Genomic DNA, 25,672 nt, shown 5'->3' on the forward strand with positions numbered 1-25,672 from the left:
AGGCTTCGTCTTTGGACGGGGCCAGCGTAGGCCTGTCTATTGCCGCCATGGTCCAGCGTAGCGAACTTTCGCAGCGTCGGACCCAGCGCTCGGGGTCGCCAAACAAAGTGGTTAGGTCGGAAGATTTGCGCGTTGCAATCTTTGGTTAGAATACATATCCAAAAGCACCCCGGTGTGACCGGAAATGATAGATATAAGTTGGAGGAGGGGGTAGTGGGTAACCTGTCCCGCACGAAAATGCTGCTGGCTGGCGCCAGCATGATGGTGCTTTGCGATCCGCTGTGGGCACAAGCGGCCGAGGCGCCGCCGCAGCCGGCGCCCGAAGCCATCGCCCAGCCTGCGGCGCCGACCGAGGCAGCCGCCGCCGATATCGTGGTGACGGGCAGCCGCATCGCGCGCAGCACCTTCCAGACGCCGACGCCGATCACGGCGATCTCGTCCGCCCAGCTGGAGCAAAAGGCGCCGACCAGCGCGATTGATCTGCTTCGCGACATTCCTACGCTGCGGCCGAACCAGACGGTCGGCAGCGGGCGCAATATTGGTGTCAGCAATTTCAACATGCGCTCGCTGGGCTCCACGCGCACGCTGGTGCTGCTCGACGGGCAGCGGATGATGGATTCGAGTCCCGTGGGCGGCTTCGACCTTAACGTTATCCCGGCACCGCTCATCTCGCGCATGGAGATCGTGACGGCGGGCGCATCCTCCGTGTATGGATCGGACGCCGTGACCGGCGTGGTCAACATCATCCTCAACAATTCACTGGATGGCGGCAAGATTGACGCCCAGTACAGCCAGTCGACGCATGGCGACCTCGCCACCTATTCGGCGAGCCTGCTGTATGGCGGAAGCTTCGGCGGCGGGCGCGGGCGCTTCATCGCCTCGGGATCGTATCAGAAGACGCCGAACATCGCCTATCAGGGGCAGCGCGACTGGGGCAGCCAAGGCTATACGCTCGTTCCCAACGCGGCTTACACGCCGACGAACGGCCAGTTTCGCCAGCTGATCGTGCCCAATGCGCGCTTCTCTTCGATGACTCTGGGCGGCGTCATCACCACGGCCGGGGCGCTGCGCAATATTCAGTTCGGGCAGAACGGCGCACAAAGCCTATTCCAGCAGGGCACGAACGTGGGCGCCGTCTGGATGCAGGGTGGTGACGGGCTGATGCCGCAGCCCGATTTCGCGCTGATCGGCGTGCGGCGCGAGCAGTATAGTGGCTTTAGTCGCGTCACCTACGACCTAACCGACGACATTCATGCCCGGCTCGACTATCTCGGCACACACTCGCGCAACGAGGCGACCAACAACTGGAACTACAACAACGGCGACATCACCATCCGCCGCGATTACGCTTACCTGCCGGCCAATATCTTGGCGGCGATGGTCGCCAACAACCTCCAGACGATCCGTGTCGGCCGCATTAACCCCGAAACGGGGATCAACTACAACACCACGACCAACGATTATAATCGCGTGGGCGGCGGGCTGAACGGCGGGCTGTTTGGCCAGTGGAAGTGGAATGCGGACGCCGCGTACAGCTGGGCGCGGGCCGAGCAGCGCGGCGATTTCAACCGCAACAACATCAATTGGAATCTGGCGCTGGATGCGGTGACGGGCCCGAACGGGCAGCCGGTCTGCCGTTCGACGCTGAGCGCGCCCGGCAACGGCTGCGTCCCAGCCAATGTCTTCGGCCTCAATTCGCTGACGCCCGAGGTGGTCAAATATGTGACCGGCACCTCGATGCAGCGTTCCTATTCGCGCAGTCTCAATTGGAGCGCCGGCGTCACTGGCGATCTGGGCTCGACCTGGGCGGGGCCGATCAAGCTGGCCACCGGCGTCGAATATCGCCACGATCGGGTCAACAACAAGTCGGATCCGATTTCCGATATCAACGGCTGGCGGCAGGGCACGTTCGGATCCTATCGCGGTAAGCTGACGGTTCGCGAAATCTATGGCGAATTGGGCGTTCCGCTCGCCAAGGAATCGGTGATTGCTGAGACGCTGGACCTCGATCTGGCGGGGCGCTTCGTCGATTACAGCACAAGCGGGTCCACGTTCGTGTGGAAGGCTGGCCTGAACTGGGCTGTGATCCGCGACATCCGCTTCCGCGGAACCTATTCAAAGGATTTCCGCGCGCCCAAGATCGACGATCTCTTTTCGGCCTCATCGCTGCGCGCGGGCAATGCCGTGATCGATTATCTCAACAACCGCGCCACCAACGTGAACACGCTCGCGGGCGGCAATCCGAACCTGAAGCCCGAGGTCGCGCACACCCTCACCTTCGGCGTGGTGCTGCAGCCTTCCTTCATTCCTCGCCTTCAGCTTTCGGCCGACTATTTCGATATCGTGCTGCGTGATGCGCTGACCGTGCCGCTGGCGCAGGAGGTGGTCGATCGCTGCGGACGCGGCGACCAGACCTTCTGCGCGGGCATTGATCGGGACGCTTCCGGCGCGATTTCCCTGGTCCGCGTCACGGCTTTCAACGCGCAGACGCTGAAGACGCGTGGCGTGGATCTGGAGCTTCAGTATCGCGTGCCGGTCGGCCCTGGAGAGATCGGCCTGCGGACGGTGGCGAGCTATGTGCCGAAACTCATCACCTCCACCACGGGTGGCAACGTCAATACGGCCGGGCAGCTCACCGGCACCTATGCGACACCGAAGTGGCGCGCCTCGACGACGCTCAGCTATATGCAGGGGCCGCTCAATTTCCGTGCGCTCTTCAACTATATCGGGCCGGGCAAGTACGACAATAGCTACGGAGTGCTTGATCTCGATAAGAACCATTATCCGGCCTACCTCTATACTGACCTCTCTGTGAATTACGACGTCACGGACAATCTCCAGATATATGCCAAGGTCGAAAATCTGTTCGACACCGATCCGCCGCTGCTCGCCAACAATACGATTACGGTCGCGGCGGCGGCATCCTCGCAATTCTACGATCTGCGCGGACGCGTGGTCGGCATCGGCGCGCGCTTCAAATTCTGACGATCCACATCGAGGAGATGACATGAAGATCGGATTCATCGGCGTCGGCATCATGGGGCGGCCCATGGCGGGCCATCTTCAGGCAGGCGGGCACGAACTGCTGCTGGTGCAGCACCGCTCGCCGCTGCCGTCGGAGCTAATGCAAGGCGGCGCGATGGCTTGCTGCTCGGCGCGCGAAGTGGCGGCGCGATCCGACGTCGTGATCCTGATGCTGCCCGATACGCCGGACGTGGAGCGCGTGTTGTTCGGCGAGGACGGCGTTGCGGCGGGTGTGCAGCCGGGCGGCTGCGTGATCGACATGAGTTCGATCGATCCGATCGCCACAAAAGGCTTCGCCGGGCGGATCGAGGCGCTGGGTGGCGATTATGTCGACGCGCCGGTCTCCGGCGGGGAGGTGGGCGCAAAGGCGGCCAGCCTGACGATCATGTGCGGTGCCGCGGCGGAGAGCTTCGTGAAAGTCCGGCCGCTGTTCGAACTGATGGGCAAGAACATCACCCATGTTGGCGATGTCGGTGCGGGGCAGGTAGCGAAGGTCGCCAACCAGATCATCGTTGCGCTGAATATCGAGGCGGTCGCTGAGGCTTTGCTGTTCGCGTCCAAGGCGGGCGCCGATCCGGTCAAAGTACGCGAAGCGCTGATGGGCGGCTTCGCCGCCTCGCGCGTGCTGGAAGTGCATGGAAAGCGGATGATTGACCGGACCTTCGCACCGGGCTTCCGCATCGGGTTGCACCAAAAGGACCTCAACCTCGCTCTGTCGAGCGCGAAGGCGTTGCAGATGGCCCTGCCGAACACCGCCTCCGCCCAGCAGCTGTTCAGTGCCTGTGCGGCGCAGGGCGGCGCGGAGTGGGACCATTCGGCGATGGTTCGTGCGCTGGAGGCGCTGGCCAATCACAAGGTCGCGCCGGAAAGCTGAGCCGGTGTGAGCCACATCCAACGATATCGGCGTGAGAGGGGAACGAGATGATCGACGACGGACAATCCGGGCAGCCGACGCGGCGCACCGTGCTGCAGGGGCTCACGCTGACGGGGCTGGCGATCGGGGGCGGTGCTGCGGCCGCCGTCGCGCAAGCCGCAAACGGTGCCAGCGGGTTTGATCGCAAGCGCTGGTGGACGCAGGATTATCGGATCATCCAAACCAATCTGCGCGAGATCGATGCGCGCGAAGACCCGCGTGAGATCGCGAAGGCGGTCAGGGAATTCGGCGGCAACGTTATCGTGTCGAACATTGGCGGGATCGTCGCCTTTTACCCGACCAGCCTAGAATATCAGTATAAGACGCCGTACCTGAAGGGCGATTTCGCGCGGCGGATGATTGACGCCGCGCACGCCGAGGGCCTGGCTTATATCGGCCGCTTCGATCTCTCTAAGGCGATGAAGCCGGTCTATGATGCGCATCCGGACTGGTTCATGCTTAACCGCACCGGCAAGCCGCGCGAATATGAGGGGACCTATCAGGCGTGTCCCAATGGCGGCTGGGCACAGGATTATGGCTTCAAGATCCTCGAGGAAGGGCTGACGCGCTTCAAGGATGCGGACGGCGTGTTCTTCAACATGACCGGCTATCCGCAGACGGACTATTCAAACGTCAACCACGGCATCTGCGTCTGCGCCAATTGCAAGCGCGTGTTCCGCGAGATGTACGGCCGCGATCTCCCCAAGGTAGACAATTTCTCCGATCCGGCCTGGCGCGACTATCTGGAATTTCAGGGGCGAACGGCCGGGGCGCTCGCCGACAAGATCTCCGCCTTCGCGAAGCCGCTCATTCCAGGCACGCCGATTACGCGCTTCGACGGGCAGGAAGTGGTAGGGCGTGGTGAGGTGCAGCGGCGCATCGATCGGCCCGCGCCCGAATGGGCCTATCAATCGGGCGAGCAGTGTCGCGTCGCGATGGCGCGCGCGCCGGGCAAGCCATGGTCTTCCACGTCGGCCGCGCATGTCGATTATCCTTGGCGGCAGGTGACAGAGACGGCCGCCTATCATCAGGTCCGCTTTGCGCAGATGCTGGGCGTGGGCGCGAAGCTGGATCTATACCTGATGGGCTCGCTCGCCGATCAGGACGACCAGACCTATCTCCCGCCGCTCTCGCAGCTTTACAAATGGGAGGCGGCGAACAGCGCGCATTATGTCGGAATGACGCAAAGCGCGCGCGTCGGCCTCTATCAGTCGGCGGCGACCGATCGGCTGGCAGGGCTTACGCCTTACCGATCCTATCAGGCGACGACCTTCAAGGGGGCTTATAGCGCTCTCGTCGATTCCCGCATTCCGTTTCAGGTGGTGAGCGACGCGCGGGTTGCGGATGGCACAACGAAGCTTTCCGGGCTGTTCGATGTGATCCTGATGCCAAACGTCATGATGCTCTCCCCCGCCGAGGCAAAGGCGCTCGATGCTTTCGTGGAGGCGGGTGGCCTGCTGATCCTGTCGGGCATGCCGGGCGCTTTCGATGCCAAGGGCAACACGGCGTCGGCGATCCCGCTCGCCTGCTTTCCGTTGGAAAGCTACGGGACACCCGAAAAATGCGAGGGCTGGTCGCTCGATCCGCTCGCCACCAAGAGTAATCTTGGGCTCGTCGGGCGAGTGCCGCTCGACAGCATCTATTTCGGCGGTCCGATCAAGCCGAAGGCGACGAACCTTCTGGCCTTCGCCCCCGACCAACGCTTCGGCCCGCCGGAGTTCAGCTATGCGATCCCGAATGCTCCGATCCGCAAGAGCCCGGGTGTTTCACTCATGCCCTTCGGCAAGGGGCATGCGGTCCATATTCCCTGGCTGATCGAGTGGAATTATTATCGCGACGGACTGCCCGTGCACCAGCAGCTCATTGCAGGGCTGATCGTGCGCTACGGAGCGCCCCAGCGCGTGACTCTCGCCGGGAACGGACCTGTCGAGGTCATGCAGCTGACGCGCGCCGCCGATGGGGCCACGCTGATCCACGTCGTCAACTATGCGGGGCAGCGCAACGGCCGATACGATGTACCGCCGCAGATTTCCGGGCTGCGCGTCGGCGTGCGCGGGGCGGCGAACGGGCAGGCACGCTCTCTCGTCGGCGGCACCGCGCTCGCCGGCCGGCAGGAAGGCGACATGACATGGTATGATCTGCCCCCACTCGGTGCGTTCGAGGCGGTCCTGCTACCGGCATGAACACGGGCCGCGACGCGATCGGCTCTCTTCCGAGGAGCGGCAAGAGTGGCTATATCCCGGCCATGGATCGCAGAACGGCGCCGCCCGGAAACAGCAACTCGATCAGGCCGGCCAAGCTCGCCGACGCCATCGCCGAACATGTGCAGCAGATGATCCTCGAAGGCTCGCTGCATCCGGGCGAGCGGCTGCTTTCGGAGCGCGAGCTTTCGGCCAAGCTGGACGTTTCGCGCCCGTCATTGCGCGAGGCGCTCGACAAGCTCATCGCGCTCGGCCTGCTGACCACCAACGCGCAGGGCGTGGCTTATGTGAGCGAGGATATCGGCAGGAGTCTGCGCGATCCTCTGGTGATGCTAATGGACGTGCCCGAGGCGCGGTTCGACTGCCTCGAGCTGCGGTCCGTCGTCGAGGCCGAGGCCGCCGCCTTTGCCGCCGATCGCGCGACGGATGTGGACCGCGAAACGATCCGTGCCTGTTTCGAGGCGATGGCCGCCGCGCACGAAGACCAAAATGTGGATGCGATCGCCAAGACGGACGCGGAGTTCCACTTCTCGATCTACGAAGCGAGCCACAACTTGATGATGCTGCATTTCATGCGCGGCATCGAGGGAATGTTGCGCTCGAACGTCTATCTCAACCGCAAGAATCTGTACGAGCATCGCACGCAGAAGGACAGTCAGCTCCACGAGCACGAGGCGATCTACACCGCCATCATGGCGCGCGATGCTGATGGCGCGCGCCGCGCGGCATCGCTGCACATGACGACCGCGATGCGGACCCAGCGCGACATCTATGAGGCCGAGCGGCGGCTGGAGGCCTCCATCCGTCGGCTCGCGCGCAACGATCTCGTGGCGTCACGCAAGCCCCGGAGCAGTGTCGCTCCGGCCTGATCGTTCGTCTGGCGCTCCGCCCGCGACTGTGTCGCACCGCCGGCAGCCGCGGCTCCGAGCGGTCATCGTTCAGCCGGGGCAGGATTCGGCACTGAACCTCACTACGCCCAGCGGCCCATAATCTGCGAGATAGGCGCCCGGCGGAAGCCAGCCGCGCTCGCCGATCTTGCCGGTGATGACGAGATCGCCGGCCTTCACCCGGTGTCCCGATCGCGCGATCGCGCGGACGACCGCGAGCAGGCTTTCCCGTTGGCTGCCGAACGACTCCCGACCGAAGCCTTTCGTGATCGGCATGCCGTCGCGCGTCATCGCGACGGCCAGCGCGTCGAGATCGAGGACGCCGGGCGGCCCCGTCCTGCCAACGACATAGCGCGCGGCGGAAACATTGGCGGCAATCATGTCAACGGCCGAATAGGCGTCGGGATTGCGATAGCCGATATCCGGCAGGTCCACGACAGGCACGACGCGCGTGACCGCTTGCATCAGCGTCGCGGCATCGCGCGCCGGATGGCGCGGCGCACGGCCGAAGATGAAGCCGAGCTTCATCTCGAACGAACCCTTGCGATAACCGCAAAGCGAGACTGGCGTTCCGCTGTCGACCTGACCCGAGCGGAACAGGACGGCCGACAGCGGCTCCGCCACGCCGCGCGCCTTGAGCGACGCCTGCGACATCAATCCCCCCTTGTAGCCGGCGATCCGATCGCCGGTGGCAAGGCGGCGCCTCACCAGCGCGGCCTGCACCCGATAGGCGCCGGGCAAGGTCAGCGATGCGTGCGTATCGGTGACGGGGGTGAAGGGGCGCCCCGCCTTCTCGGCCGTGTCATAGGCATCGAGATAGGCGCGATCGGCGGGCGGCAATGTCGCGCATCCCGCCAGCATCGCCGCTCCGCAGGCGGCGGCGATGCGTAGGGCCGTCGTGGCGATCAACGCGGGATCACCCAGGGGAATACGAACTGCTGGAGCATCACGATGATGCCGAGCACCAGCGTGAGGAAGATGCTGTGTTTGAAGGTGCGTGCGAGGATCGCACCTTCCTGGCCCTTCAGATCGGTGGTCGATGTGCCGGTGGAGATGTTCTGCGGAGAAATCATTTTACCAAGGACACCGCCCGAAGCGTTCGTCGCAGCCATTAGCACCGGGCTCAACTGAAGCTGGTTGGCAGCCACGACCTGCAAATTGCCGAACAGCGCGTTGCCCGAGGTATCGCTGCCCGAAAGGAACACGGCCAGCCAGCCGAGAAAGGCTGAGACGAGCGGAAAGAAGATGCCGACCGAGGCGATGCCGACGCCGAGCGTATAGGCGATGCCCGAATAATTCATGAGATAGGCCAGGCCGACGATGATCATTGTCGTCGCCAGTGGCAGGCGGACCTGCCGAAGCGTTTCGCGTATGGCGGTCAAGAACTGCGCGGGGGTGACGCGTACGAGCAGCGAGGTGATCAGCGTCGCGACGAGGATCGCGGATCCCGTCGCCAGCGGCTGGAAGCTCCAGATCGCGGCGTAGGGCTGATTGTAGGTCGTGATGAAGATCTGATTGTGCAGGCCTGGCCATTGGACCTTCAACTCGCCGATCGTGTTGATCTTAAGATGGACCCACACGATCACGGTCAGCGAGAGCACGAGCCACGGGAGCCATCCTTGCCAGCCGGGCAACGTCCGCCCGCCCGCGATCGACGGCGCTGGCGCTACACCTGCCGGTCGCAGCGCATATTCAGGATCGGGTGCGACCTTCCACACCTTCACAAAGATCAGCGTCAGGATCAGCGAGCTGAGCGACGAGAGCACGTCGGTCAGGGCGTATCCGAGATAGTTGGACGACAAGAACTGGACGAAGGCGAAGGAGCCGCCCGCTACGAGCAGCACCGGCCACACGCCCCGGATCGCGCGCGCGCCGCCATAAACGGCGATCACGTAGAACGGCAGCGCCAGCGCAATGAAGGGAAGCTGGCGTCCGATCATCGCTCCTAGCGTCACGTCATGAAGCTGCGTCACCGCGCCGAGCGTGGTGACGGGCGCACCGAGCGCGCCGAAGGCGACGGGAGCAGTATTGAACATCAGGGTGAAGACGACCGCGTCTATCGCCTTGAAGCCCAGCGCGACGAGCAGCGCGCTGGTGATCGCGATCGGCGCGCCGAAGCCGGCGACGCCTTCCAGTAGACAGCCGAAGGAGAAGCCAATCACGACCAGCACGACGCGGCGGTCGTTCGGCAGATGCTGGACCATCCAGGCGCGAAACGCGTCGAAACGCCCCGATACGACCGAGATGTTGTAAAGGAGTAACGCGTTGAGGACAATCCACATCACGGGCCATGCGGCGAACGTCGCGCCCGCGGCGATGCTGTTGATCGCTAGTCCAGCCGGCATTTGCCAGACCGTCACGGCGAGCACGAATGCGACGACGGTGCCCGCGATCGATGCCTGCCAAGCGGGCCGCCGGACTATGCCGAGCAGAACCAGCACCACCGCGATCGGCACTGATGCCGTCAGGAAGGAGGCTGCCAGATTCCCGGCAACTGGCGTGACCAATTGATGAAACATCATCCTCCCCTTTCAAGGGCGCATTGTTCGCCCATCTGCCGCGACGATATCGGTGCTCGACCAATCTTTCAACTGGTCATATTTGATATCCATATTATTTTATCAGGTAGAAACTCAGCGTAGTGCGACTTAGGAGCATAAGGCAGGAAGGAGGATATCAAGGCATACAAGGGTGAACCGGGCGCCCCCAATGCGATCTAGTCACTTCAAATTTTGGTAATAAGGACTAGCCAAAATGTTCAACTCGTGCTTCTTTGCCGTGACAGGCGGGCGCGAATCCGCCGGACGACGGGAGAGGGCGATGGGGCGCTTTTGCGGGATGGAGCAGGCCGGATGGGCGCGTCGCTGCGGCGACCCTGCGGGAGCACGCCGATGACGGCGGCGATCGATCAGGCGGCGTACTGGACGGATCGGGAGGTACGGTCGCTGCTACGCGCAATGTTCGATGCTGCGGTGCGCGCGGCTGATCCGCTCGCTGTGCTTGCTCCTCATCTGCCGCCTAGGCCCGGCGGCCGATGCATTGTCGTCGGCGCGGGTAAGGCTGCTGCATCGATGGCGGTGGCGGTGGAAGCGGCCTGGCCGGACGTCGATCTGTCGGGCGCGGTTGTGACACCTTACGGGTACGGCCGTTCGGCTTCCCGCATCCGCATCCGCGAGGCGGCGCACCCAGTGCCGGATGCCAGCAGCGAGGCGGCCGCGCGCGAGATGCTGAATCTAGTACAGGGGCTCGCCCCCGAAGATCTCGTGCTGGCGCTCATTTCCGGCGGCGGATCATCGGTCATGGCGATGCCTGCCGAAGGGCTGACGCTGGCGGACAAGCAGCGCGTCAATCGCGCGCTTCTCGCATCGGGGCTCGACATCCGCGCGATGAATGCTGTGAGGCGCCGGCTTTCGGCGATCAAGGGTGGGAAGCTCGCGGCGGCGGCGGCCCCTGCGCGGGTGGTGACGCTGACGATCAGCGACATTCCCGGCGACGATCTCGCCGCGATCGCCTCCGGTCCCACGATTCCCGATCCCGATGCCGGGCGCGATCTTTCGGCACTGGCCGATCGCCTGAAGGACGCGATCAGCCCGGCGGCATATGCGCGGCTGGTCGCGCCGCCCGGACCGCCGTCCGCCGCGGCGATGACGGACGTGCGCTTGATCGCGACGCCGCGCGCATGCCTGGAGGCCGCCGCCGCGGTGGCGCGAGCCGCCGGCATCGAGGTCGAGATGCTGGGTGACGATCTCGAAGGCGAAAGCAGCGAGCTTGCGCGGAAGATGGCGGCGCTTGCCGTCAACGCTTCGGGAAAGCCGCGCGTGCTGCTGTCGGGCGGCGAGACGACTGTGACGCTGGCCGGCCAGCGGTCCGGACGCGGCGGGCGGAATACGGAATTCGCGCTAGCGCTGGCGCTGGCGGCGCGCGATCGCGCCACGCTTTGGGCGCTCGCCGCCGATACGGACGGCGAGGACGGGGCGAGCGGTGGCGGCGCGGGAGCGATCGTGGCGCCCGATACACTCGACCGAGGTGATGCGTCAGGGCTCCGTGCCCAGGATTATCTGGCAGGGCATGACAGCGGGAGCTTCTTCGCGGCGCTCGATGATCTACTGATCACCGGCCCCACCTGCACCAATGTCAACGATTTCCGGGCGATCTTTGTGATTCCCGAAAGCGATAGGGAAAGCGCATGAGCCAGCGCAACCAACAGCCTCGCCGGCAGGGCGCCGGTCGCGTGCGCGCGCCGCTCCCCAATGGCTGCCGTTACCTCGATCCGGCGGTGGCTTCGCTTATGGTCGCCGCCGTCCATGCGCAGACCGACGAGGCCCTGACCGACCAGTTCGGACTGAGCTATAACACGTGGCGGAAGATCAAACTCGGCATGCCGATCCGCGCCTCGCTGGCGGACCGGGTGGAGCAGCGGGTGAGGGGACAACAGTGCCCAACATAGGGCCGGGAACGATGATCCTGAGCAGCGCGTCGTGCCGTCTTGCCCCTCAGCCAAGGCGGCCGAGAGGCGAATCTTGCAGGTTTGGCGATCGACGAGGTGGCGTTCGAGATTGAAGTGGTTGTGCACGTTGACGTGGGCAGAGGGGAACTTCTGCAGGCTCGCCATTCGCCTGAACCTAAGCATGGCGCGCTCGCGTCGTCGGAAGGGAAGGCGGCTGTTCTCGACCCGGTTGTTCGCGTGGTGGCCACCCCAAGGCGTCAACTGGGTCACCCAACTCAAGAACAACAAGGACGTGGTGCGAGCCAGCCGGCAGAGGGCCCAATTGCGAGGATACGGCCGCCTTTCGAACCGGTGGTGCTGAAGCCGTCGTTCGCGCTCGACTTCGCTGTCGATCGGAGCGAACAGACTGATGCGACTCGCTGGTAAGCGAGCCGCCTGCTCCGACGACTTTGATCGTCGGGGCTGAGGCTGGTGGGAGCGGCGACGGTACCGCTCTCCTCGACCAGAGGACCACCATATGCCCAAGCTTTCCGACACCCAGACGATTCTGCTTTCGACCGCATCCCGACGTGATGATCTCGCCTTCTATCCGCTCGAGGGCATCACCGAAGGCGCCCGCGTCACCAAGGCGACCGCCAGCTTGATCAAAGCGGGCCTGGCCGAACAACGCGGCGAAGATGCGGTGTTCGCGACCATCGCTGGCCTTACCGCCATCGGTGTGGATGTGGGGGATGGCGGTGAGGCGGAGGCGGCAAGCGTCGGCGAGGCAACGCTGTCGGCCCCGCGCGCCACGAAGTCGGCGGCAGTGCTGGCGCTGCATGGCCGAGAGCAAGGCGCCAAGCTGGCGGATCTGATCGCCGCTACGGGATGGCTCCCGCGCACGACGCGTGCGGCGCTGACCGGCCTGCGCAAGAAGGGACACGCCATCGAGCGGTTCAAGCGCGACGACGCGACCTGCTACCGGATCGTCGGCTGATGGTGAGCCTGAATCAGCGGCTGGCGGCACTCGACAGCTTGTCGTCCGATAAGCTCAGGAAGGAGTGGGCTCGCGTGCCCAGCCCCGGTCAACGCGGCTCCCCGGCGCGACCGCCAATTCCTCGTTCCCGTGCCCAGATCACTGCTGCGCTGCGTCGGTTCACACCGATCTTCGCATAGAGACGCGAAACGTGATTTCGGACTGCACTCACGCTGCCCAGGCCCAGGAGACGACATTGAGGCGCCCGTTGCGGCGCTCCAAAACTAACCGTTCATTCACATAGAGTACGTCCGACAGCGCCCCATCGAAACACGGGTGGCATTGGCTCGATCAGGCGCGGGCGGCGCAATCGCTAGTCACGCGGCCGCCCGCCCGCTATGGAGGGACATGGGCATCGATCATTTCCAAGTGAACAACTACCGGGCATTTACCGCTGTCAGCGTGGAAGTTCAGCCACTAACACTTCTATTCGGATATAACAGTGCCGGGAAAAGCGCACTCATGCGCTGGCTGCCGACCTTGCGTGATACAATCACGTAATCTGGGAATTCCCCAATCAATATGAATGCAGCCGCCCTTCGCGGGATGAGCTTTCAGAATCTTCTATCAACTTTCGGTTCGAGTTCCGCCTTGTCATTTACCTTGGTGGGCGAAGGATACGAGTTTGAGTTCGTTGTTCGCGATCTTGCCGACCAACATACGCAGGTGATCGAGTCACTTCGAATAGCTAAAGATGGTACACTCATCGGAAGTCTGCGCTGGGCGGCATTGCGCGAGCGGCTCACAACGTATTTCCTAGAGACTAGCGCTGGGGTCGAAGAGGTTGAAGTGACCTTCTCGGGGATATTGCCGCAAGTGTCAGAGGCCTCTGACCCTATCAGCGTGGCCGCGATCTGCAGCCAGATTCTACCAAAGTTGGTGGGCAACACTTATTGGCTACAAGCCAATCGCGCGACGCCGCCTCGGCATGAGACTTATCGACCTGATGCACCTCTAGCCCCAGATGGCACTGGCATAACCCAGCTGATTTACGCGAACGACATTTCGGGCTCAGATATTATGTCGGCACTTGCCGATTGGTATCAAACGGCGATGGGGTCCCGATTAGCGATCAGGAGGGGGGCTTTCGCTTCTGAAGAGCTCTTTTCCTTTTGCATCGAATCGTCAGGTTCTCTCATAGAACTTGCGGATACCGGTGAAGGAATGGGCCAGGTTCTTTCTATTATCGCCCTACTCCTACTTGCGGAGCGTGATCTCCTAGGCCCCAATCCAATTCTGGTGTTGGAGCACCCAGAGCTTCATCTACATGCTGCGGCAGAACCCGCCCTCGCGCGCCTACTTTGCCGAGTTGCCGCAAGCGGAAAGGCTCAAATCCTAGCCGAGACGCACTCGGAGAGCTTTTTGCTCGCCGTTCAACTGGCGATCCTTGATCAGCAGCTAAAAGTTTCTGACGTGCTTGTTTATTGGGTGGAGAAAGAGGCTAACCAACCAGCCAAAACAGCCCCAATAAGGTTCGATTCCGAGGCACGACCGGCTGGGGGATCATGGCCACCAGGGGTGTTCAACGAGCGGGCCGAAATGGCCCGCGCGGTCGTCTTGGCTCGCCGACCAGATAGTAACAATGCGAGTTGAACTTGATGCGGCGCTGTTTTCCGGAGTGGGAAATGCGCTGGATCTACATGTGATCGCGTGGGCCGCTTTGAAAGGGCCGTCACAGAGTTCTCATCTCTGACGATCGAGACGCGCGTTTTCTCAGGTGGTTCGGAGGTTTGGGTCATCAAGAGCGTGAAGAGTGGGAACTGGCGCTATCGGACGCCTACTCGCTTGAGTCTCGCGAGCCGGCTGATCGCGCAGCACTCGTTTTGCCCATTCCACAATCGGTGTGGAACACCACTCCTCCACGACTAACGCTCAGCGACGCGGCAACGTTTGTCCAGCAGCCTTTTTTGGCATTGTTAGAAAATGGAACCTCGGATCGCAGTTTCATTCTTGCCGTGGCGTCTACCGCAGAGCGCTCGTTCTTCGAACGAATGGAGGCAGCCGGCAGTCTATTTTTCGAGAGCGCCGGAGGCATAACGAGCCTGACAAGGCGAGTGAACAACCTGGACGCTCCAACTAGGCACAGAATGTGGGCGCTGTTCGATAGCGACGCACTCAGACCAAACGCGCCGAGCGGACAATCCAATCAGGCCGTCGCCGCCTGCGTCGCAGCCAGTGTGCCGCATCATCGGCTTCAACGGCGCAGTATCGAAAACTATCTCCCATCGGGGCAACTTCAGACGTGGGCCAACGCCAGCGGAGCCGGCCGACAGGAACGGCTGCGAAAGGTTCGAGCATTGGGACGCCTGAGCGGCGAGCAACGCGCCCATTGGAGTATGAAGGGCGGGTTTGCTGGGGATGAGAACAGACAGGGCGATAGCGCAGGAGCGCTTTTTGTTACGGTTGAGGCGGCTGACCGGGCGACATTGCGGACCGGCTTCGGCGATCACGTGTGGGAAATTTTCCGAGATAACTTGATAGGGGATAACGATCTAACGGCGGATAACAGCATCGCTGAGCTTCAGGTCGTCATCATAGTTTCGGGGTTTGCGCATGATGTCCTCCGGTGATCGGTCGGACGATCCAGTTAGGCGGCGAGGACGTGGACGAAGCTGCCTAATCCTCGTCCTAACGGTTATGTTGCCCGTCGATACCGGCGCGATCTTTGCTCGCTCGTCGGCGCTTTCACCCGCTCTCCTGCGAAGGAAGCTTTGCGCCGAAGGGAATATCTATCCTAATCTCGACGCGATTGTCATTCTCGTCTGAGATCGGCCTAATTGACACGGCCGTCGTCTTCGCCGGAACGATGCCGTTGACTGTCATGCGGCGGGCCGCGATCACCACAACCAGTTGCGATGACAATGCGAGCCCGTAGCGCCGCCCTTGCGGGCGACGGCGACGGCGGCGCGCTTGAAGCCGAGCCGCTCTCGGAGCTGCAGCCCCCATCTGCGTAGATCGCATTCGGACCGGCTGCGGGTGAGAAGCACGGTAGCGGCTTCGTAGAGCAGCCCGCCAGATGGCTGTCGCCACGCCGGGAGATGTGACCGTCATAGTTGATCTAGCCGGACTGATAGCGCCGAGTGGTCAGCCCCACCCAGGCACCTACTGATCGGGAGCGCTTGAAGCTGGACGGGTCCTTGATCGCGGTGATAAACGAGGTGGCGGTCACGACGCCGACGCCGGGGATCGACATGAGCAGCTGGCAGGCATCGCTGCGTCGAGCATCAGCCGGCAGCTTGCGTCCAAGCTCTGCGGCGCGAAGGCGGATGGCATGCCAAGCCTCGAGCAACGGTCGAATGATCCGGGCCAGGTCGACATTGTCGGCCAGCAGCGCTTCCACATGACGCTCGAACTTCCTGCCCATGACAGCCGGAACGATGAGGCCGAATGTCTTCATCAGGCCTCTGATCTGGTTCGACAGCTCCGTGCCGATCCGCACCAGTCGAGTCCGCGCTGCCACTAAGGTGCGCGCGAGCATGCTATCGAAGCTTTTGACCCGCACTTCCTTGTAGAAGCCAACCTCCGCCAAATGGGCGAGACCGTCGGCATCGTTGGCGTCCGTCTTGTTCGCCGCCATGTCGAGTGCCGCTTTGGCATGACGCGCATCGATGCAGATCGCCGGCATCCCCTCCGCGGTCAACGCGTGGAAGAACCACACCGACAGCGGACCGGTCTCGAACACGACCCGCTTGGCGGCAGGCGCATGCTTGCGGATCAGCGCCGCGAGCAGTTGCGGGTCCGACGAACACTTGCCGCGCCAGACGCGCTTGCCTGCGCGCCGAATTGATACCGCCGTCTCTTTCAGCGAAACGTCGAGCCCGATATACTCGTCCATGGCTGTTCTCCATCAGATGCTTGGGCCCGGCTTCCGGTCGTGAGCCCGTACTTCCATCTTAGTCGGGAACAGCCACCCGCCTCCATCTCGTGACAGCCTGAGGTCTCGCTCCCGCGATTACCCCATGCTGATGTTGCTACCCGTGTGCGAAATGTTCATATTGCTACCCGTGTGCGAAGCTCGGCAATGTGCGAGGCGGCAGTGCTGATGTCGGCGCAGTCCTACTTGCCGGGGCGCTCAATCTTTTCGCGGAGGCGAAGCGGCACGGCGGCGGTCGTTCGGACGAGCGGTTGTCTGTCGACCTTGCTACGCTTCACCGCACGCTGGATGATCATATCGCCGACGGGGAGCGGCCTTCGCTTGCCCGGGACGGTCTCATTCTTGGCGGACCCGTGCCGACCATTCGCTCCGACCAGCAGCGCTAGGGTCGACGACGTCGGTGCCAGCGGTGCTTGGAGATCAACCGGCTTCGGCCTCGCGCCGATCCAGACGAAGCGGCGAGGCATTCGGGAGGCTCGCCCTTTCAAGCGGTGCTTGGCGCAAGGGCAATTTCAGATAAAAGGTCGGCCCATGAGCTGCCTGAGTTATCATGGTCGTGCGCCAACGCACTCGCGCCGGAGCATGGCGCCGAGGGCGCCGGCATGATGTACCGTTATGAAGACCTGGGAGACGATCAGTTTGAATCGCTAATCGTCCTTCTCTGCCGTCACCTGCTCGGTGTTGGTGTGAAAGGGTTCGCCAAAGGCCCAGATGGCGGCCGAGACGCGAAGTTCGTCGGCACCGCCCAGCTTTTTCCGAGCACTGCAGGTCCGTGGGTGGGAACCGTCATCGTTCAAGCGAAGCACACTAACGGCTACAATAAGAGTTTTTCTGAGCCGGAATTCTACAGCACCAAGTCCGACAAGACCGTGATCGGTGAAGAAGTCCTGCGCGTGAAAAAGCTGCGTGAGGCCGGCCAAATCGATCACTACATGCTGTTTTCAAACCGAAGGCTTGCCGGCAATGCCGAGCAGACGATCACGACCTATATCGCGGAAGCCGCCGGCCTGCCCGAAAGCTCGATCTATCTGTGCGGCATCGAGCAACTCGAGTCTTGGCTGAAGCAGTTTCCCGAAGCTGCGAAGCTCGCTAATCTCGATCCGGTCGACTCACCGCTGATCGTGTCACCTGATGAGCTGGCCGAAGTGGTCGAGGCGTTCGCCGCGCATAGTGCGCTGATCGAGGATACGATCGACGCGCCGCCCGAGGCGCGCACACCCTATGAGGTGAAGAACGTCCTCAACCAGATGACCCCGGAATATGCGACGCTGCAGCGCCGGCGTTATCTGAAGGATACCGCCCAGATCCGCGCCTTTCTCGCCGCACCCGAGAACCAGCATATTTTGAAAGCCTATGAGGCAGCAGTCGACGAGTTTGAGCTCAAGATCATCGCGAAGCGCAAGGAGTATCAGAATTTCGACGCGGTGATGAACTACCTCGTCGACCTGCTGTTCGATCGCGATCCGGTCCTGCGGCAGCACAAGCGCCTGACCCGCGCGGTCGTCTTCTACATGTACTGGAACTGCGACATCGGCCTCGGGGCGGACGATGCTGCGGCCTAGCAAGCACGCTCATCCCGACCGCACGGTCGTCAACGTCGCGATACTGCTGTTGAAGCGGCTCAAAGCGAAGCGGCTGGCCGACTACAGCTCGTTGCTTTCCTATGCTCGCAAGAGCGTGTCGGGCGGCGACGTGCTGTTCCTGCCCTCGCTCAACTTCCTGTTCCTGCTGGGCTTGGTGATCTACCATCCGAAAACGGACTCGTTCGAATATGTTGGCCTGAATGAAGCCGTCTAAGCTCTATACCGACCAGCCGGACCGGTTCGCCGCGGTCGAATTCACGCCTGAGCTTAATGTGGTCCTCGCGGAGATCCGGCTGCCGGAGAACCAAGATCAGGACACGCATAATCTCGGCAAGACGACGCTCGGCCGGTTGCTCGACTTTGGTTTCCTGGCCGGCCGGGATCAGAACTTTTTCCTGTTCCGGCACGAGGACCGGTTTGGCGAGTTCGTATTTTTCCTTGAGGTGGAGCTGCTCGACGGCACCTATGTCACGGTGCGTCGGAGCGTTGCCGGGCATAGCCGGATCGCGTTCAAGAAGCATGTCGCACGCCATCAGGATTTCTCTGACCTCCCCGATCGCGACTGGGACCATCTTGACGTCCCGTTCGAGCGGGCGCGCGAGCTGCTCGACAGCTATCTCGACTGGCGGGCGCTCAAACCGTGGCACTACCGCAAAGGGCTTGGCTACTTCCTTCGCTCGCAGGAAGATTTCGGCGACGTGTTCCACCTGCGCCGCTTCGCCAACTCGCACGCCGACTGGAAGCCGTTTCTCGCCCACATATTGGGCTTTGATGCCGCGCTCATCGGTGAACATTACGCCAAGGAAGCGGCGCTTGCCGAAATGGAGAGCAAGTCGGCGACGATCCGGCAGGAGCTGGGCGGCGGGGACATTGAGGACGCCGGCAAGATCGACGGCATCCTCCTCCTGAAGACGCAGGAGGTCGATAAGAAGCAGGCGCTGCTCGACGGCTTCGATTTTCGTAGCGAGGACAAATCCGAGACGAAGCTTCTGGTGGACAAGGTCGACGAGCGGATCGCGGTGCTAAATGCGCGCCGCTACTCGCTGATGGCCAACCGCAAGAAGATCGTCGCGTCGCTGCAGGACGACCAGATCCTCTTCAATCCCGATGAGGCCGCTGAGCTGTTCGAAGAGGCGGGCGTCCTGTTTGGCGGCCAGATCAAACGCGACTTCCAGCAGCTGATCGATTTCAACAAGGCTATTACCGAAGAGCGCCAGGGCTATCTCGTAGAGGAGCGAGCGGACATCGATGTCGAGCTGAAGACGGTCAATGCCGAGCTCACCGCGCTCGGCAAGCGCCGCGCCGAGATGCTTGCCTTTCTCAGCGAGACCGACAGCTTCGCCAAATACAAGCGGTTCAGCAGCGAGTTAGTGACGCTGCGCGCCGACATCCAGTCCCTCCAGCGGCAGCGCGATTTTGTCCATCGTCTGCAACAGCTGCGGACCGACATTCGCTCGCTACAGGAAGAGAAAATCCATCTTCAAAGCGCGATCGAAGCCGATGTCGAGGCGAAGAGCGCGAATGCCGACAGCCTGTTCTCCGCGATCCGGCTCTACTTCAACGAAATCGTCGAAGAGGTCATCGATAGCAAGGCGCTCCTCAATGTCTCGGTCAACCGTGCCGGCCATCTCGAGTTCAAGGCCGAGCTGCTGGACGAAGCTGGCAACGCCACGAGCGCCGATCGCGGCCACAGCTACCGCAAGCTGCTCTGCGTCGCCTTCGACCTCGCGCTGATCCGCGCGCACCTGTGCGAAGCGTTCCCGCGCTTCGCCTATCATGACGGCGTGCTGGAGTCGCTCGACGACCGCAAGAAGGAGGTCCTGATCTCCGTGTTGCGGCGCTACACCGGCATGGGGATCCAATCGATCGTCACGCTGATCGATTCCGATCTACCGAAACGTTCGGTCGACCAGCCCTTCTTCGAAGGCGATGAGATCGTGTTGCTTCTGCATGACGAGGGCGAGAGCGGCCGCCTGTTCAAAATGCCATCATGGTAAGGTGGAAGGATGCCGCTTGGCGGCGGCGATTTCACACCGGCAGCCGCGCGCCGAACTTGTTGGCGATCAGCATTTCTAGCCGAAAGACCAGCATCAGCTGGATAAACAGGCGGGAGCTGCGCGCGAGGTAGGCGGCGTAGCTGATCGTCTCGACCTCGCCCTGGCCGCCTTTGCCCGCGCGATACTCGATCATCCCCGACGCGCGATCGAACGTCATGCCGCCGTGGTGCGAGGCATTGCGCAGCTGATTGTCGAACTCGCCGGCGACCGCCGCTAGCGCCGGATTGCCGGCAAACGCCTTGGTGCGACCGGCTTTGTCGGTCGCCCGATACGCCTCGAAGGTGATCGACCGCAGCTGGTCGAACGGGCGATCCTCGATCAGATTGTTCACCGCGGTCAGCAGCTCCACGTTGTCGCCGAACGCCTCGAACGCGTTCCCGTAGAACATGCGCGTAAGATCGAAATTGGACGACGCGGCGACATGGGAATCATCAACCGTGATGGCCGACGCCACGAGCTGATGCACCTGTGAGAATTCGGAGTAAGCGCCGAGGTAGGCCTTGCAGACCTCGAAGTAGCGGCGCCCGTGCGCGGCGCTCAGTTCAGCGCCATAATAGGCAACGAAGCGCTCAAAGTCCTTTTTCTGGACCGCGACGCTGACCTGGTCGAAAAGTCCTTCCCACAGCCGCTCGTAATAGGGGCGGGTCAGGTCTCCGATAAATTGGAAGATCCAATCTTGGATCGAGCTGGGCGGGTCTTCGTACCCGGCGGTGTCGACAAACCCATCTATCCGCTTCTGGGCCAGATCGAGCTTACCGTTACGAGTAAGGGACCAGGCCGCCCGGAGTTGCGGCCACTCCTCCATGACCCGCGCTCGTCGCGGCTCGTCAACCGAGAAGGGTGGGAGTTCTTGCGACAGGCCTGCCCGCGCCCTTGCATCCAGCATGGCATCAACAAGGTTTCGGCCATGTTCGATACTGGGAAACGCATCGGCACTGCCAATCTCTTCCTTGGTGAACACGAAGCTTGGGTGGAGATTGACGATCGACCCCCCATCATCGGGCGCCGCCCGCGTAGCGTTCGGCCCGAACGACATGCCAACCTTATCCTCGATCAGGATACCCATCTCCTGGCCGCAGTTCCGGCACGCGAAATGATGGGCTTGGACCGGCTCAGCGCCCATCCCGATCCGCAACACATGGACGGTCCCGCACTCGTCGCAGGATGCATATTCTCGAACGATCATGCATCAGACGATAAAAGGTGCGGTCAGCGAGGTCACTAGCCTCACTCCACCGCACCGATTGAAAGCCGCGCCGCTCAATGCGCGCGATTGTCGTAATGAGGCCAGAGTTCCTCGTCAGGCACGGTAATGAAGGCCGTGATCCGATCCGGCGAAATCGCATCGTATCGCATCAGGCCGCAGCCTTCCTCCTGCGCGGCCGTGTCGTCGTCACCGGTGGTAAGCCACCATGCGACCGCCCCGATCAGCTCGGCCAGCAGGTTCGGCTCATCACCGATCTCGCCGCGCGGATTGGCGGCGGCAATCGCCTCTTCGCCGGTAAGCCGAAACTGCAGCAACGTGCCCTGTCCGCGACGCCGGTTCTCGTCGTGGCAGATCTCGTTAAGCAGATAGTTGGCGACGTGATGATCGAATTCCGATCCTTCGACCAGGTAGTGGTTGCAGCCACGGACGAGCCCACTCCTCGAGAACAGACCGTAGACCATGCCTTCGCGATTGCCGGCCCGGCTGCAAACGAACTCGATCGCTTCGGCAACGCGACCACCGATCTCGGGCCACCGGGGATGTTCGCCGAGAAAGGCCTCGATAGCCGCCACCCGTTCAACGGCGATCAGCGGGCGCAGCCCCTCCCGCTCGATCGAGCGACGTTGCGCGTCGTTGATACGGGTGCCGTGATACGCGAAGACGTCGCGTACCAGCAGCCAGGTACGCGCGGCCTCCCACAAGCGACGCTTGTCGGCAATCTGGTACAGCGCGAACCGTGCGCTGACGGGGCTTTCAGGATCGGCGTCCCTGAGTTGCTCGCCTGCGTCAACGGGCAAGAGGTCGCCGAGCTGGAAAACCAAGCTCGGCAGCCATCGCGGACCGTCATCGAATTCCACAATGGGACAGGGTGGGGGGCGGGGACAAGGCCTCTCACGCGTTCGGCTTCTCGATTGCGCCATGGCTGGTAAACGCGCCTGTGTCGGCATTGCCTCTGAACGCGTCGATCCAGCCCGGCACGGTGCAAAACGCGTCAGGGTCGAAGCGAAACCCGCGCATGAGCGCAGGCACGCCAGCGTCAACTTTTGATGCCGCGGCCAACGCCGTCCCAAGCGCCGCATAGCGCGCTTGGGTGGCGTCATAGGCGAGCGACCGGACCTGCTCGACGAGACCGATCAGACGGCGCGCAAACTGCGCGCGGTTTTGCGCCCGAGCCGAATAGAACGTGATGCCAATACCCTCGCTAGCCTTGCGCATCACCAGCGCCTCGCTGACCAGTGACCCGTCGGCCATCTCGGCTGCCTTGCCGAAGTGCGCCAGCGCATGATTGCGCAATTCCATCGTCTCGGCATGAAGCCCGCGATCGTCGCCCTTCAGCTTCTCGCGCCCGAACCACTGTTCCCGCTCGATCGGCTTGGTCTCAGTCGCTCGCGCGTAAAGGATTATAGCTTGAGCAAACAGGCAACCCACTGCCGTCGATCTCTCTGCTCCCGTCAGCCCGCCATGGCCGTCACTCTTGGTGAGCGAGCCGAGTAGCTGGAGTGCATCGCCAGCGTCGCTCAGATCCTGATGGGCAGATGCCACCCATAAAGCCCGCTCGATCGCGGTAATCAATTCTTGCTGCCCGCCGCGGTCTCTCAGGGCAGGAAGCGCCGCCGAAAGATCATATTCGAAATCAGTCGCCATTACATCCGTTATAGCGGCTCTCGATCGCAGGCGGCAGTGGGGACCGAACAGGGGGCGCAGCTTTAAGCTGCATACCCGCTTCGCCGAGCTGCTCGGCCACCTTGCCAGTCAATGCCAGCCGTCGCCGCGGACAGGTCGACAACGACCATGCCGCACCGTCGGTGACGCGAACGTCGGCTTTCGCTGAAACCCGCCATTTGGGTAGCACAAACCGGCCGGTCGGCTTAGCGCCCCAACAGCGGTCATCCCGGCAGTCCGCCTCCCATCCTGAAAGCCGCCTTTCTCCAAGATAGTGGCGGCCGAATGCCGAGCCCGAGATACATTTGCCACGAGGCAGTTGGTGTTGAACTGAAAGCACCGCGCGGCGCTATCGGTAATGCGCGCGCGCAGATCGGCAATGACGGCATGGGAGGCCATGGCACCATTCAAGGCTCGGGCGTCGGTTGATTTGCTCTCTCTTTGTTCCAACGTGTCCTTTTCGCGTCAAGCAGGCGAGCTGTGGGCAACTGTTCCTGTTTGGTGCGGCAGGGGCTGCCTTCGCTCGGGAATCTGAGGCTTTGGCGGCACGATAAATATTTGCTGGCAGCAGTGGGACACGCAGGCGATGAACAGAATCTTGGAGCAGGACGATCCTTTTGAACTGCAGCGATTCATCGATGCACAGGCAAGAAGCTACGACATGGCACTCGCCGAAATCCGCTGCGGCGCGAAACGCAGCCATTGGATGTGGTTCACCTTTCCACAGGTCGCCGGGCTAGGTTCGTCGGCGATGGCACAGCATTATGCGATCGGCTCACTGGACGAAGCGCGCGCTTATCTCGCGCATCCAATGCTTGGAGCAAGACTGCAGGCCTGTGTTGCCGCACTCCAGGATCTGACCGGCACCACCGCCGAAGCGGTGTTCGGCAGCATCGATGCGCCGAAGCTGCGGTCGTCGCTGACCCTGTTCGTAATGGCGGGTGGCGGGCCGTTGCTTGAGGCGGCGCTGACGCGCTGGTTTGGCGGGTCGGATCAGGCAACGCTCGATATTCTGGGCGGGGGTTGACCGATGGAAACCGGGCGCAGGAAATTGGGGCGTGCAACGGCCACCACACCGACGCCGCCCTATATCGCGATCGCCTGCTGGCTCGACCTGCTCGGGTACGGCGGCGAGATCGACAAGGCCGGGTTCGATCCGACTCATCCGGATGCGAGGGCGCCGCTGCGCCGACTGCGCGATTTCCAAGCGGTCGTCGCTGAACATAGCAGCGGCGGATTCCCGACCCTGGTGATGAACGATGGCGCTGTGGCTTACAGCAACATCGAACCGAGCCGCAGCGACAAGGCTTGGCGTTTCATCGCCCGTTGCTGGGCGCTCTACCAGGCAGCGACCGAAATCGATCTGGCCAATGGCGGACCCGGGTTGCGCGGTGTGATCGCGGTTGGGTTGCGCGCCAAAGGCAGCAATCGCGGCATTCTCGCACAGGACAAAGCCCTGACCGGGATCATCGAGCAGCTCGTTGCCGGGACGATCGACCGCAAAGAGGCGCTCGCCGACGCGCGCAAGGTCCGGCGGGTTTTCGATATCATTCCGCAGCTCCAAGCTAATTTTGCCTTCACTCGGGCCTATGAGGCCGAAACGGCAGGCACCGCTGCCGGACTTCCCGGGCCAGCGCTTTATCTCGACACGGCGGTCTTCGCGCATGACGTACCGCACTGGATTCGTTCGGGGCCGCCGGTTCCTTGGCGGCCAGCCAAATCTTCGCTTGCGACCAGCTTCGTTGCCCTCGAAGCCATCGAGCCGGTTGCCGACGAAGTGGCGCACACCGCGCTCCGTTCCGGGCAGGTCTTGCGGACCATATTGCAGGGGCGGCAACCAGCTCGGGTCCAACGGGACGCCGATCCTCACCTCTACAAATACACGTCCTTCGAGACCGCGCGCATCGTGCTCGGATCGGGCCGGCTGCGCTGGACCACGCCGCCGTTGCTCAACGATCCCTATGATTTGAGCTTTGACCTCCATCTCGACTTTCATCAAGACAGCGTGCGCGACATGGCGATCGATCTACTCTGGGCCGATTGGCGCGACGATTCAGTGCCGGCGCCGCAGGCGTTGTTCGAGGCGTGGAAGCGGGTCAACAAGGCGACGCAACCCGATCTCACTCGTGCCGCATTCGCAGAGATGGTCGCGCCGATCATTGAGGAGTCGATTGCCGCCGCCGCCTCGATCGTCGAAATGAACGCCGAACTTCAATTTCATCTTCAGCGCGCCAAATTGCTCTGCCTGACCGAAACGCCAGGCAATATGTTGATGTGGGCGCACTATGGTCAGCAGCATCAGGGCGCCGTCCTGCGATTCACCCGCGAAGGCGACAACAATGCTTTCGGGATGGCGAAACCGGTCCGCTACGCCCGGGCCATGCCACGCTTCGGGGACAGCGCGACACTGGCTCGCATGATCACCGGTCGTTTGCAGGATCCCAAGGCGCTCACGGACGCCCAGATCTATACCAAGGCGATCGACTGGGCCTATGAGCGCGAATGGCGCATCCAGTTCGGCTTCGGGCGCGATCGCGATGCGGCGCATGAGGATCTTCCCTTTGGGGCCGAAGAGCTCACCGGGCTGATCCTGGGCTATCGGATGGACGCAGCGGGGCGGGCCGAGCTGGCCGACCTCGCCCGGAGACTCAATCCCGAAGTCGAGATTTTCGTGACCCGCCCGTCGACGCGCGCGTTTGAAATGGCTATCGAACCCTGGGTCGAGACCGGTGCCTGACAGGCGGGCCGCGGCGCCCGGTTCGAGACATGTTCCACCGGCTAATCGCTCGACCGGGATGGGCG

21 protein-coding genes and 1 pseudogene are annotated in these 25,672 nt (G+C 62.6%); 16 read left to right on the forward strand and 6 right to left on the reverse strand.

What is annotated here, in order from left to right; genetic code table 11:
- Nucleotides 1-213 precede the first annotated feature (213 nt).
- The 4 genes from HL653_RS11770 to HL653_RS11785 are packed head-to-tail and all read left to right on the forward strand — an operon-like array spanning nucleotide 214 to nucleotide 7,007.
- The gene (locus HL653_RS11770; protein ID WP_171744680.1) at nucleotides 214-2,985 is read left to right on the forward strand and encodes a TonB-dependent receptor; all 2,772 of its coding nucleotides are present in this window, start codon (nucleotides 214-216) and stop codon (nucleotides 2,983-2,985) included.
- The gene (locus tag HL653_RS11775) at nucleotides 2,939-3,898 is read left to right on the forward strand and encodes a 2-hydroxy-3-oxopropionate reductase (protein WP_253718056.1); all 960 of its coding nucleotides are present in this window, start codon (nucleotides 2,939-2,941) and stop codon (nucleotides 3,896-3,898) included. Before HL653_RS11770 ends, HL653_RS11775 begins: the two co-directional genes overlap by 47 nt.
- Nucleotides 3,899-3,945: 47 nt before the next feature.
- Complete coding sequence (locus tag HL653_RS11780) at nucleotides 3,946-6,120, forward strand: alpha-amylase family protein (RefSeq protein ID WP_171744681.1); 2,175 nt, start codon at nucleotides 3,946-3,948, stop codon at nucleotides 6,118-6,120.
- Nucleotides 6,117-7,007 (forward strand): FCD domain-containing protein, encoded by an 891-nt coding sequence (locus HL653_RS11785; protein ID WP_216599987.1) that lies wholly within the window; start codon nucleotides 6,117-6,119, stop codon nucleotides 7,005-7,007. The genes HL653_RS11780 and HL653_RS11785 overlap by 4 nt, the downstream gene beginning before the upstream one ends.
- A gap of 69 nt (nucleotides 7,008-7,076) precedes the next feature.
- On the opposite strand, the gene HL653_RS11790 is transcribed toward HL653_RS11785, so the two are convergent.
- Both HL653_RS11790 and HL653_RS11795 read right to left on the reverse strand, forming a co-directional pair.
- Complete coding sequence (locus HL653_RS11790; protein ID WP_171744682.1) at nucleotides 7,077-7,934, reverse strand: 2-keto-4-pentenoate hydratase; 858 nt, start codon at nucleotides 7,932-7,934, stop codon at nucleotides 7,077-7,079.
- Nucleotides 7,931-9,544, reverse strand: coding sequence for an L-lactate permease (locus tag HL653_RS11795; RefSeq protein ID WP_171744683.1), 1,614 nt, complete (start codon nucleotides 9,542-9,544; stop codon nucleotides 7,931-7,933). Before HL653_RS11795 ends, HL653_RS11790 begins: the two co-directional genes overlap by 4 nt.
- A 372-nt stretch (nucleotides 9,545-9,916) precedes the next feature.
- Here HL653_RS11795 and HL653_RS11800 point away from each other — a divergent pair, with 372 nt between their 5' ends.
- From HL653_RS11800 to HL653_RS11830, 7 genes are all read left to right on the forward strand, one after another.
- Nucleotides 9,917-11,215, forward strand: a complete 1,299-nt coding sequence (locus HL653_RS11800) for a glycerate kinase (RefSeq protein ID WP_171744684.1) — start codon at nucleotides 9,917-9,919, stop codon at nucleotides 11,213-11,215.
- On the forward strand, nucleotides 11,212-11,472 hold the full coding sequence (locus HL653_RS11805) for a hypothetical protein (protein WP_171742670.1): 261 nt from the start codon (nucleotides 11,212-11,214) through the stop codon (nucleotides 11,470-11,472). Before HL653_RS11800 ends, HL653_RS11805 begins: the two co-directional genes overlap by 4 nt.
- Before the next feature lie 81 nt (nucleotides 11,473-11,553).
- Nucleotides 11,554-11,898 (forward strand): hypothetical protein, encoded by a 345-nt coding sequence (locus HL653_RS11810; RefSeq protein WP_171744685.1) that lies wholly within the window; start codon nucleotides 11,554-11,556, stop codon nucleotides 11,896-11,898.
- Between the two features lie 91 nt (nucleotides 11,899-11,989).
- Nucleotides 11,990-12,448, forward strand: coding sequence for a DUF3489 domain-containing protein (locus tag HL653_RS11815; protein WP_171744686.1), 459 nt, complete (start codon nucleotides 11,990-11,992; stop codon nucleotides 12,446-12,448).
- Nucleotides 12,449-12,835: 387 nt separating this feature from the next.
- Nucleotides 12,836-12,988 carry an AAA family ATPase gene (locus HL653_RS11820; RefSeq protein ID WP_171744687.1) on the forward strand — a complete coding sequence of 51 codons (153 nt, stop codon included), beginning with the start codon at nucleotides 12,836-12,838 and terminating at the stop codon, nucleotides 12,986-12,988.
- A 45-nt stretch (nucleotides 12,989-13,033) separates the two neighbouring features.
- Entirely contained in the window at nucleotides 13,034-14,080 is a 1,047-nt protein-coding gene (locus tag HL653_RS11825) for an AAA family ATPase (RefSeq protein ID WP_171744688.1), read from the forward strand.
- A 137-nt stretch (nucleotides 14,081-14,217) separates the two neighbouring features.
- Nucleotides 14,218-15,057: a hypothetical protein gene (locus HL653_RS11830; RefSeq protein ID WP_171744689.1), complete on the forward strand. Its 840-nt coding sequence runs from the start codon at nucleotides 14,218-14,220 to the stop codon at nucleotides 15,055-15,057.
- Between the two features lie 267 nt (nucleotides 15,058-15,324).
- On the opposite strand, the pseudogene HL653_RS11835 reads toward HL653_RS11830, so the two are convergent.
- Nucleotides 15,325-16,322, reverse strand: a pseudogene (locus HL653_RS11835) (IS110 family transposase).
- 641 nt (nucleotides 16,323-16,963) lie between these two features.
- On the opposite strand from HL653_RS11835, the gene HL653_RS11840 reads away from it, so the two are divergent.
- Genes HL653_RS11840 through HL653_RS11850 form a run of 3 tightly spaced genes read left to right on the forward strand, consistent with a single transcriptional unit; the run spans nucleotide 16,964 to nucleotide 19,941 of the window.
- On the forward strand, nucleotides 16,964-17,923 hold the full coding sequence (locus tag HL653_RS11840) for an ABC-three component system protein (protein ID WP_171744690.1): 960 nt from the start codon (nucleotides 16,964-16,966) through the stop codon (nucleotides 17,921-17,923).
- Entirely contained in the window at nucleotides 17,910-18,158 is a 249-nt protein-coding gene (locus HL653_RS11845; protein WP_171744691.1) for an ABC-three component system middle component 8, read from the forward strand. Before HL653_RS11840 ends, HL653_RS11845 begins: the two co-directional genes overlap by 14 nt.
- Nucleotides 18,145-19,941 (forward strand): DUF2326 domain-containing protein, encoded by a 1,797-nt coding sequence (locus HL653_RS11850; protein WP_171744692.1) that lies wholly within the window; start codon nucleotides 18,145-18,147, stop codon nucleotides 19,939-19,941. The genes HL653_RS11845 and HL653_RS11850 overlap by 14 nt, the downstream gene beginning before the upstream one ends.
- Before the next feature lie 31 nt (nucleotides 19,942-19,972).
- Here the strand turns inward: HL653_RS11850 and HL653_RS11855 are convergent, their stop codons facing one another.
- The 3 genes from HL653_RS11855 to HL653_RS11865 all read right to left on the reverse strand — a co-directional run bounded on the left by HL653_RS11855 (nucleotide 19,973) and on the right by HL653_RS11865 (nucleotide 22,852).
- Nucleotides 19,973-21,067, reverse strand: a complete 1,095-nt coding sequence (locus HL653_RS11855) for a hypothetical protein (protein WP_171744693.1) — start codon at nucleotides 21,065-21,067, stop codon at nucleotides 19,973-19,975.
- Between the two features lie 194 nt (nucleotides 21,068-21,261).
- Entirely contained in the window at nucleotides 21,262-22,029 is a 768-nt protein-coding gene (locus HL653_RS11860; RefSeq protein ID WP_171744694.1) for a hypothetical protein, read from the reverse strand.
- A 70-nt stretch (nucleotides 22,030-22,099) separates the two neighbouring features.
- Entirely contained in the window at nucleotides 22,100-22,852 is a 753-nt protein-coding gene (locus HL653_RS11865; RefSeq protein WP_171744695.1) for a hypothetical protein, read from the reverse strand.
- Nucleotides 22,853-23,456: 604 nt separating this feature from the next.
- On the opposite strand from HL653_RS11865, the gene HL653_RS11870 reads away from it, so the two are divergent.
- Together HL653_RS11870 and HL653_RS11875 are read left to right on the forward strand one after the other, a co-directional pair.
- On the forward strand, nucleotides 23,457-23,897 hold the full coding sequence (locus HL653_RS11870) for a DUF1810 domain-containing protein (protein WP_171744696.1): 441 nt from the start codon (nucleotides 23,457-23,459) through the stop codon (nucleotides 23,895-23,897).
- Between the two features lie 3 nt (nucleotides 23,898-23,900).
- Nucleotides 23,901-25,607, forward strand: a complete 1,707-nt coding sequence (locus tag HL653_RS11875; protein ID WP_171744697.1) for a DUF2971 domain-containing protein — start codon at nucleotides 23,901-23,903, stop codon at nucleotides 25,605-25,607.
- The last annotated feature ends 65 nt before the right edge of the window (nucleotides 25,608-25,672 follow it).

Source organism: Sphingomonas sp. AP4-R1, assembly GCF_013113735.1.
Classification (GTDB): Bacteria; Pseudomonadota; Alphaproteobacteria; order Sphingomonadales; family Sphingomonadaceae; genus Sphingomonas_I.